The sequence below is a fragment of the Commensalibacter papalotli (ex Botero et al. 2024) genome, assembly GCF_947179115.1.
GTDB lineage: Bacteria > Pseudomonadota > Alphaproteobacteria > Acetobacterales > Acetobacteraceae > Commensalibacter > Commensalibacter papalotli.
Window position 1 is genome coordinate 197,357 of record NZ_CAMXCI010000004.1, and the last position, 10,025, is coordinate 207,381.

Here is a 10,025-nt window from a genome sequence, read left to right on the forward strand (position 1 = left end):
ATATTTGACTAACAGCAAAGCTAGAGAAGAAATTCTAATTAAATATCTAAATTCACCTGACGAAACACTCATTATAGTCAACAAAATCTTAATGATCTTTGTTTCTATCAAGAAAAAAGTTACGAATCTGAGTTGAATCAGTCACTTTCCCCCAAGCATGCGTCGAATAACCAGTATAATACTTCCCTACAGTAATAAAACTTACAGATAACAAATCATTTTGTGGGGTTATTTTATAATAATCTACCGCAGTATCAAAGAGCATATTAAAATAATGGCTTTGAGAAAATCTGCCTACAAAGTCGTCATCAGGAGGATCAGAAAAACCGTATTTAACGACTTTACCTTGATAAAGGAAAAGCGATAAATTTTTATTTCTGTGAAAAATAAAGTTAATCCCTGTAATTCTTTTAATATCTTGCCTTGTATACTCACTAGACAATGAAAAAAAATACGCTTTATCCCATCGAAACGGTGTAATTTCATGCAAATGAACTTTACACGTCTCTTGCCATGCACATTTTTCTTTAAGCTCCTTAGAAAGCTGTTCATCTAAAGATGGAAATATTGTTGTATATAAAGAAGGTAATTTAAATAAGAGAAAAATAACTAAAATTATACTAGTAAAAACTGATATTCTTATGGCTATATTTTTAATTCTATCTATTCTTATTACTGTAGCTAATGTAGAAAAAAATAAAAAAGTGCTCAACAAAAATACTATTATAATCACATATTTATATCCATCTATTTATATATGTTAATCAAAACATACTATAATCCCAACAAAAAATATGTCAGCTACAAAACTAACATATTTTCTTAACAAATGACTATTTATGACGCTTTCTCAAAAGCCGCCGCAATAGTTAAATCAACCTCATCCCCAACTTTTGGAAGATAGGTTTTAATTCCAAATTCTCCACGGTTAATTTTTCCTGTGATTTGAAAACCAACAGTATAAGCTTTGTTTAACGGATTAACCCCTGCCCCTATATAGGCAATATGCAAAGTTACAGGTTTTGTTATGCCGTGCAGGGTCAAGTTCCCTGTAACATCTGCTGTCTTTTCACCTGTTTTAACGATATGCGAAGAAACGAAATGTGCTGTTGGGTATTGTTTGGCATCAAACCAATCTGGATCTTTTAACTCTTGGGTTAATTTAGAACTGGTCGTTTGAATGCTGGCAATTGGAATTTGAATGTCTAATTTACTTTTTTCGATGTTCTTAGGATTTAAAGCTAACACACCAGAAATATCGGAAAAATTACCCGAGTAATTCGTAAACCCAAAATGGGAAACTGAGAATAAAACTTGGGTATGATATGGATCAATTTTATAATTACCATTTTTTACATTTTGCACTGTGATGACAGTATCTGTTATTTGTTGAGGTGCAGCATGAGCACCTTCTGTTGCAAAAAATAATGCTGTTGCACCTAATAATCCAATAACCACTTTATTCATTTTATAGTTTCCTTATATTAAATTTTGAAGAAAATTTTTTTATCACTTGCAAACTATATTATCTATTTCTTATAACTTTATAATACATATTTTTATTAAAAGATTATAAACTATAGGTGTGAAATAAAATGCTTGATCGTGTTACCAGCATGCAAATCTTTATCAAAGTGGTCAATACAGGCAGTTTTTCTGCAGCTGGTCGGGCTTTTAACCTGTCTCCTACCATGGTCACCAAACATATTAATGCTTTGGAACAACGATTAAACTGCACCTTATTACATCGCACAACTCGCAAGATTTCACTAACTGAAGCTGGTACTCTATTTTATCAAGGCTGTGATAAAATCTTATCAGAAATGGAAGCCATAGAACAAACTATTACAGCACAACATGTAAGTCCCAAGGGACATTTAAAAATAAATGCGCCTCTTTCTTTAACTCTAAGACATTTCTCTCCTTTATTAATGCAGTTTTCCCAACAATATCCTGATATCTCTATTGAACTGGGACTAACTGACAGGATTGTAGACTTGGTTGAAGAAGGATGGGATTTATCCTTACGCATTGGCAAAATGATTTCCAGCACACTCAAAGCACGCAAGCTAGCCTCTATTGAATTTGTTTTATGTGCCTCCCCAACTTATTTAAAAGAAAACGGTACACCACAACGCATTCAAGAGCTCTCGAACCATCAATGTTTACGATATAGTCTGGGCACTTTAATGAACCGATCTTACTGGAAATTTGGTAAAAATGGTGAACACAATATTCGTGTTAATGGCTCCTTAACCGCAAATAATGGAGAATTTCTAAGAGATGCAGCAATTATGGGGCAAGGAATTGCCTATTTACCCAAATTCCTTTTAAATCAAGAGTTGATAAAAAAACAACTTGTACCAATTCAACTCAACTATCCTACAATTCAAGACGCTGCTTTATATATTATGTACCCTCCTTCAGATTACGTACCATTGAAAAGCAGAGTAATGATTGATTTTCTTGCTCAACAATTCTCTAAACAGGCCCCTTGGGATTAAAAATAATGACACAACACTCCTTTTTTCCAAAACAAGATCTCATTCTTACCAAAAACAATGTACGCCTCGAACCTTTAACATTACAACATATATCAGGATTACAAAAAATCACTGATGAAGAGGACTTGTGGAAATTACGGGTCACAGTTATTCCTCATCCCTCGAAAGTTAAAGATTATATCACTGAAGCACTTGAGGCAAAATCACGCAAAGAACGTTACCCTTTTGCTGTAATAGAAGATACAACAGGAAAAATCATTGGCACTACCAGCTTTTTTGAAATTACGCCCGATGTGCGGAGGCTTGAAATCGGCTATACGTGGTATGCAAAAAATATGCAAAGAACGCACGTAAACACAAATTGCAAATCTTTATTATTAGAATATGCTTTTGAACAACTTCGAACCAATATAGTTGTACTTCGCACCGATATTTTTAATTTTAAAAGTCAAAAAGCCATTGAAAGGCTTGGTGCCAAAAAAGATGGGATTTTACGAGGACATATTTTAAGACAAGATGGCACCATTCGTGACACTATTGTCTATACAATTGCAGCGAGTGAATGGCCAAACATTAAAATTCACTTATCAGCATTACTAAATGGTTTATACTAAACAATGCTGCTTTAAAATATCTTGAATAAAGATATCCAAATTATTACCTTGAAATAAATAGCCTGGGATATTGGCATTTTGCGCAGCCTGAATATCACTATCCCTATCACCAATTAAAAAAGAATGCGCACGATCAATAGGCCATTCTTGTATGGCTCGTTCTATCATTCCAGCCTCGGGTTTACGATCAGGATGCTCTTGACGATAAGCTTCAATTACTGCGTCTGGATGATAAGGACACAAATAAAAACCATCTATATGGGCATTGTATTTTTCAAGGTCCTCGACGATATAACTGTGAAATTGATGAACATCAGCTTCGGTGAAATATCCTCTGGCCACCCCGGATTGATTCGTTACAACAATCACTAGAAGTCCTAAACGATTCATCTTGGCAATTGCATGCCCTGCGCCATCAATTAATTTCAAATCCTCTTTGCGATAAGGATAGCCAGTATCAAGATTAATAATACCGTCTCGATCAAGGAAAACACATGGTTTCAATTTAGTTTGTGACATATTTAAAGTCCAATATTAATCAATGTTTGATGGCTTATTATAAAAATACAATCTATCTTTTAATTCTAGCAAAAGTATTTTTTACTTTATTGAAAAATTGGTTAAAAATACAAAAAAAAATGGTCTTTTTTTACTTTTTCAGAAAATATGATATGATTCACGCTTAATATAATTTATATAATTTTGATTTTATTCAAATTATAACATTAAAAGGCAGAATATTATTGGATGATAAATAAAATTACCAGCTACCCTCGCTCTATACTTTATTTAAGCACCTGTTTTATTATGACCTTGCATTGCGCCTCTGCCTTTGCAAAACCAGTGTTACATCAAAAGAAAAACAAACATTTTGATCATATCATTGATCACAGAGATAACTCTGATGAAGAAGTTTCTGATTTAAATAACCCTCAAGGGAACCCCGACAGCGATCCCACTCAACAATTGTTACTTGGAGGTGTTAATAAGTATCTTGATCAATATGGCATCCAACTAGGCCTAAGCTGGCTTTCTGAAACCGCAGGAATTATACATGGCGGGAAAAGAAAAGGGGCTGATTATGCCCATCAAGTTGCTTTTTCTGTGGATATGGATTGGGAGAAAATCATCGGTTGGAAAGGATTTTCAACCCATATGATGATTCTAAATCTGGCTGGTCGAAATGCCAGTACCGATTATATTGGAGATACTCAAATCCAAGCACAAGAAATCCAAGGTGGCGGATATGGCCGTTTTTTTCATATGAACTATGTCTATGGCCTACAAAAACTTTGGGACGATCGTGTAGAAATCAGATTTGGACGTGATAGTGTTGGAAACAACTTTGCACTCAGCCCTTTTGCTTGTCAGTTCATGTTAATCGCCACTTGCGGACAACCACGAAGCATTCAATCACAGCAAGGCTTTACCCCTTGGCCTGGAACGAATTGGGGAGCAAAGATCCTTTATCGACCCACCAAAAATACTTATGTCCAAGTTGGGGCTTATGAAAGTTCTCCTTGGGGAAAAGGAAAAGGTGGCCCTGCTGGGTTTAACTGGGGCGTTGGTGCTGCAACTGGCGCATTCGTTCCTGTGGAATTTGGGTATGACTCAAATTTTGGTAAAAAACATCTTAATGGTTATTTGCGCATAGGCGCAGGTCTAGACACCAGCCGTTTTGATACATGGTCCGCCAAAGCTACAGGGTCTGGTAAAAAAGATAATCGTGCTCAATATTGGATCATGATGGGACAAATGATTCATCGTAATGATGCTGTCAAAGATCATGGATTATATGTTATTGCAAACTGGGGGCATGACTCTCCTACGACGGCGAATTTCAAAGATTTGTATAATATCGGTATATTAGATCGTGGCTTTTGGCATGCCAGACCTTACGATCAGTTTGGCCTAATGATGACTTATTATACCGTTCCCAGAGGGTTAAGTCGCGCGCAACAATATCAAATCAATAATGGAATGGTCTCTGGAGGGAATGGAATCTATAGCGGCTTATTAAACGGTGCCCCAGGAATTCAATCAAATAGTATGTTATTCGAGGCGAACTATGGTATTTCTGTGTATCGTGGTATAATGATTATGCCTGTGTTTGAATTTTTCCACAATGTGGCTGCTACACGTAATACATATAAAGATGCTGCTGTATTAGGCTTCAGAACGAATGTTGTTTTCTAACCAATTTAATTTTTAAAATATTAAATATTGCCATGATTTGATATTAACTTTTAAGGATAGAATCCTATATTTTCCTCTAAAAGAACTTGATAAGGATATTTATTCTTATGTTAAACATAAAATACTTTTTATATAGTTTTGCCTTGGGAATTATTGCTTTTGGAATGACAAGTAACCAACAAACCTATGCACGTAATCACCACAAAAATAGTCCGCCTCCCCCTGTAGTCGAAGTCCCCAAGGACCACCATCTTAATCCTCGACAAAGCTCTGATGACATTTCCCCTTTTGCAAAAAAAGCCGCTGAAAATGCTCGCCAACAACAAGCCGAATTACAACAACAAGACTTAAAAAATAAAAACGGCCCCGCAGCTCTTTTGCCAGGCCGTTATACTAAACGCTCGCAAAAAATTAACGGTACAGAAGGATGGGTCAACAGCAAACGCCAACGTGGTAAATATGATATGGGTCTTAATATGCCTGTTCCTCAAACAGCAGACCCAACACAAAATAAAACTAGAGGTGTTTTTCGCAGAGCTATGCCCGTTTACGAGCCTAATTACTGATTTTCTGTGGTAAGATACTTGCAATACGTTTCTTAGCCTCTTGTATCATTTCTACAAGAGGCTGTTTATGACTGTATAAATCAACAATAGGCGCACCATTAAAAGTGATTTGATCAAAGGTGGCTATTTTTCTTTCCATTGAATGTAATCGATGATCAGGTTTACGTTGCATCGCAGTTTCAAGATCGACATTTAACCGAATAACCAAATCAGGTTTATGACTTACCATCCAATTATATAAACGACGCTCGCAACGAGTAAGGAAACGAGCTATTAAACTTTTAGGATAATCAACCGTTAAATCTGGCCCATCTAGCCCACCAATGACTGAAGTCTGAGGATAACGATCCGTAACAATTAAAAAGCCCTGTTTTTTTAACCGAAGCATTTTATAAAATCGATAAACGCGCCTTAAAGATAATAAAAATATAACCAAAGCAACGCCTGCTTTTGGTCCTTGTTCAGCGCGTGCAGCATGAGATTTTCCAGAAATCTTTTTATCTAATTTTTTCCCTAATAAAGGAAGCTTGGCAATCTTACGTCCAATCGTTCCTGTTTGGCGCCCTAAATGACATGAACGCACAGGATAATCCCCCTTTAACCATTCACAAATTTCAGCCGTAACAGTCGATTTTCCCGAACCGTCAACACCAATAATCGCAATAATGGGCAAGTATGAATCTTTTTTCATAAATTATATTCTTTAAACCTTATTTAGCTGTCACTATATTACAATAAATTACGATAAAATGTGATTTGATTTATCAATATAAACTATTATAAGTCGCTCTATTATGCTATCACCTCTGTATAAACACAATAGTCTTAATCATGACTTGATGATAAACTATCACAGAAATGAGAGAATATTGATTAGTATATTATACACAATAAAAACGCTCACATCATTTGTGCCTAATAAATAGTTAAAGTTTTAGAAAATTATATATGTCGTACCAAAACCCTCCTAAACAATTAGCCCCTTTGATAGCTTTTATTGGGTGTGATGGCTCAGGAAAATCTACACTCAGTATTGATTTAACCAATTCATTATCAAAATTACGCCCAACTAAACGCTGTTACCTAGGACAAGGCTCTGGTAATATCGGTCGCAAAATAAAAGAAATAAAACTCATAGGCCCCTTCTTAGATCGTATTATCGATAAAAAAGCTTCTACAGCAAGGAAAAAAGGCAATAAAATCCCTGGCGTTTTAACCGCCATTGTTATTTTTATATTTTCTTGCGTCCGCTTTTATCATTTCAAACAAATGATGAATTTACGAAAAAAAGGAGTCACTATCATTACAGACCGCTATCCACAAACTGAGGTCAGTGGATTTTACGATGGTCCTGGGTTATCTGCTGCTCATACAAATAACTGGTTTATCTCTAAACTCGTCAAGTGCGAATATAAACTTTATGAGCAAATGGCCTCTGAGAAACCTGATCTTATTTTTCGTTTAAATATCGATGTTGACACGGCTTTTCAACGTAAACAAGATCACGACTATGATCTGTTGAAAGCCAAAGTGGAAGTTACCCCAAAGCTTTCATTTAAAAATGCACATATTGTTGATATTGATGCAACAATACCATACAAAGAGGTTTATCAAACTGTAACGGATATGGTAAAACAAGTTCTATAAGGTTTCTCTTTTATTGGGGTAGATTATTGTCTTTTCATTATAAATCGCTCTTTGTCAGTGGAATGGCTTTATTTTGTATTGCTATTCTAATTGCATTATTTACGACATGGGACGCTACGCTCAGTCATATTTTAGTATATTCTCCTTCTGATTATGATGTCCCCCTTGTTAAAGCCATTTCCAAAATAGGCTCTTTTACAATCATTACTCCGCTTACGCTGTTATTGGGGGGGTGGTTATGGTTCAAAAAACGTGCTTATGAAGCCATCTGGGTTTTAATTACAATGGGCTCATGTAGAATAGTATTTACATTATTAAAGCTTGCTGTCGGCAGAGCTCGCCCTATATTTGATGAGCCTTTAACTCATGCAATCAGCTATAGTTTCCCTAGTGGGCATTCTGTCAATTCACTTGCATTTTTATTTGTCTGTTATTTCATATTTGATCAAAAACGATCTATGTTAATTCTTTGCATACTTGGATCCCTGCTCATTGGATGGTCCAGGTTAGCCTTGGGTGCACATTGGTGCAGCGATGTTCTTGCAGGATGGGGAGGTGGTTTAATGTGGGTTTCTTTGGCCTATCAAGCAAAAGTATCTATCCCTTTACAAAATTACATTAATCAATATTTACCGCGCCAATAATATTTTTACAAAAATTTGATATATAAAAAAGAGAATAAAATGATATTCAAAAAAAACGTTTCTATTCACGCTAAACAAATCGTTGATTTTGAACGTTTTCATTTCTCGGAAGAACAATGTCAGCAACTTTATGACATGATCTGTGTAGATGATAAAGTTGATTTACAAAGCACTCTACCCAGCCACATAAATTTTGATTATACACAAAAACAGCTTATCGAAGGTTTTATGATCAGCCGTCAACTTTGGTTAGAAGGCATATTAGATAAACGATTCCCAGAAATTGTTAAGCAACTTTGTTCTTCATATCATATATCTGAAGAAGACAAAGTCATATACAAAATGGTAAGAGCTAAATTTAAACATCTTTGTTATGCTTGCCGAGGCTTCGATGAACGCCACAAACCTCCATTTTTACTAGGGCGTACCACAGCATTATTAGGTATCATCCAAGATGGCTTTAAACATAAAAAAGCTAATATCGTCATTCCTAACGCCTTGCTCTTAAACGCACTTTGGAATAAAAAAGGGCAATCTTTACTGAAAAAAGAAGTCTATCGTTTTTTCCCTTGTGACGTTGAAAGTTTCACTTCTGCGGTTAATAAACGTGTAACATTTATACAAAACGAAACTCAACAAAATTCGACTGTTTCAGCGCATCAATTTCATACACTTAGAAAACAAATGAGTATGTTATCTGCTGTATATGGCACGTTTGATGTATTATTCCCCTCGTCTTACCATCATCAAACGTTTCAATATCTAGCAACGATTAATGGCCTTATGGGCGACTACCACGACATATTGATAGAGCGAAAAATAAATAAAACTCAAAATTACTTTTTTGATCATTTTATAATACCTGAAGAAATATCATCAAGATTAGCTAACTTCATTAAACATTTTACAACAAAGTAGAATTTAGATTAATTCCCCTTAAATAATGAAAGAATTTCTATGTAATAATTTTCTGTCAAAGTTATTTCCTATCCATATTTCTGATCTACAGATAATATTCCATAAAGCCTCAGTTTAACAAACTTATATTCTTCTAGCTGAGCAAATCTCTTACTAAATTACAAAAAAATAAAGAATTAGGAATAAAACTTGTAACTTTAGAACCAAAATAAAAAGATTTAGTTAAATCGGGACTTTTTTTATAAGATCTACAATATTAAAATTATACAAATAATCATCTGATTATTTATGATATAAATCAAAAGTTCATAAGATAGTAACTCTTTAGAGATCATATCAAAAACCTTATTATTGCATTTATTGAGCAATATAATCGCATGTAATAAAGACAAAGGTATAGGTAAATTATCCTTGATTAATCCTGAATGACGAATAGGAATAACAGAATTATTTTTATCATTAAAACACAATACATTAAAAATATGATCTACAAAATCGAACGATCTATGCCCACTTAATATACTAAGCATTAATGATATTTCTTGACAAGGTTAGTTGATACTATAATGAATTTCTTTTTTAACTGTATAGATCTCAACGTTTAAATTCATAGAAGCTATTATATTTATTGATATGGAGAATTAGATATTATAAATGACTTTATACACTTTTAAGAGATGCTAATGAGTATTATATTTACAACTTTAAGATGTGTGTTATCGTATAAGTTGTAATATTTAGATTATGATAAACTTGAAGGATCTAAAATTACTTTGTACTTCTTCAGTCTCTACTTTTTTAGCCCATATGTAATTATAATTAGGACATATGGGTTTTTTTAGTTTATTTATTGAGATATTGGGAGCGGGGAGAGGATTTGAACCTCTGACCTTCAGGTTATGAGCCTGACGAGCTACCGGGCTGCTCCACCCCGCA

11 protein-coding genes and 1 tRNA gene are annotated in these 10,025 nt (G+C 34.5%); 7 read left to right on the plus strand and 5 right to left on the minus strand.

The window, feature by feature from the left end; translation table 11 throughout:
• Positions 1-88: 88 nt before the first annotated feature.
• Both QMN76_RS08855 and QMN76_RS08860 read right to left on the minus strand, forming a co-directional pair.
• Positions 89-712: a hypothetical protein gene (locus QMN76_RS08855; RefSeq protein WP_282023569.1), complete on the minus strand. Its 624-nt coding sequence runs from the start codon at positions 710-712 to the stop codon at positions 89-91.
• Positions 713-837: 125 nt separating this feature from the next.
• Positions 838-1,467: a YceI family protein gene (locus QMN76_RS08860; protein WP_282023570.1), complete on the minus strand. Its 630-nt coding sequence runs from the start codon at positions 1,465-1,467 to the stop codon at positions 838-840.
• A 128-nt stretch (positions 1,468-1,595) separates the two neighbouring features.
• On the opposite strand from QMN76_RS08860, the gene QMN76_RS08865 reads away from it, so the two are divergent.
• The gene (locus QMN76_RS08865; protein ID WP_282023571.1) at positions 1,596-2,504 is read left to right on the plus strand and encodes a LysR family transcriptional regulator; all 909 of its coding nucleotides are present in this window, start codon (positions 1,596-1,598) and stop codon (positions 2,502-2,504) included.
• Positions 2,505-2,509: 5 nt separating this feature from the next.
• Positions 2,510-3,118, plus strand: coding sequence for a GNAT family N-acetyltransferase (locus QMN76_RS08870; RefSeq protein ID WP_282023572.1), 609 nt, complete (start codon positions 2,510-2,512; stop codon positions 3,116-3,118).
• On the opposite strand, the gene QMN76_RS08875 is transcribed toward QMN76_RS08870, so the two are convergent.
• Positions 3,110-3,637 carry a D-glycero-alpha-D-manno-heptose-1,7-bisphosphate 7-phosphatase gene (locus QMN76_RS08875; RefSeq protein ID WP_282023573.1) on the minus strand — a complete coding sequence of 176 codons (528 nt, stop codon included), beginning with the start codon at positions 3,635-3,637 and terminating at the stop codon, positions 3,110-3,112. The genes QMN76_RS08870 and QMN76_RS08875 overlap by 9 nt on opposite strands.
• Positions 3,638-3,925: 288 nt before the next feature.
• Between QMN76_RS08875 and QMN76_RS08880 the strand changes: the two genes are divergently transcribed.
• Positions 3,926-5,314: a carbohydrate porin gene (locus QMN76_RS08880; protein WP_282023574.1), complete on the plus strand. Its 1,389-nt coding sequence runs from the start codon at positions 3,926-3,928 to the stop codon at positions 5,312-5,314.
• 107 nt (positions 5,315-5,421) lie between these two features.
• Positions 5,422-5,880, plus strand: a complete 459-nt coding sequence (locus tag QMN76_RS08885; protein ID WP_034338530.1) for a hypothetical protein — start codon at positions 5,422-5,424, stop codon at positions 5,878-5,880.
• On the opposite strand, the gene QMN76_RS08890 is transcribed toward QMN76_RS08885, so the two are convergent.
• Complete coding sequence (locus tag QMN76_RS08890) at positions 5,870-6,571, minus strand: nucleoside/nucleotide kinase family protein (protein WP_282023575.1); 702 nt, start codon at positions 6,569-6,571, stop codon at positions 5,870-5,872. The genes QMN76_RS08885 and QMN76_RS08890 overlap by 11 nt on opposite strands.
• 257 nt (positions 6,572-6,828) lie before the next feature.
• On the opposite strand from QMN76_RS08890, the gene QMN76_RS08895 reads away from it, so the two are divergent.
• From QMN76_RS08895 to QMN76_RS08905, 3 genes are read left to right on the plus strand one after another with little or no spacing between them, the layout of a single operon-like run.
• A complete protein-coding gene (locus QMN76_RS08895; protein ID WP_051461948.1) occupies positions 6,829-7,527 on the plus strand; it encodes a nucleoside/nucleotide kinase family protein in 699 nt (232 codons plus the stop codon).
• Positions 7,528-7,553: 26 nt separating this feature from the next.
• On the plus strand, positions 7,554-8,171 hold the full coding sequence (locus QMN76_RS08900; RefSeq protein ID WP_282023576.1) for a phosphatase PAP2 family protein: 618 nt from the start codon (positions 7,554-7,556) through the stop codon (positions 8,169-8,171).
• Between the two features lie 39 nt (positions 8,172-8,210).
• Complete coding sequence (locus QMN76_RS08905; RefSeq protein ID WP_282023577.1) at positions 8,211-9,089, plus strand: hypothetical protein; 879 nt, start codon at positions 8,211-8,213, stop codon at positions 9,087-9,089.
• Between the two features lie 859 nt (positions 9,090-9,948).
• Here QMN76_RS08905 and QMN76_RS08910 read toward each other — a convergent pair.
• Positions 9,949-10,025: transfer RNA gene (locus QMN76_RS08910), tRNA-Met, on the minus strand.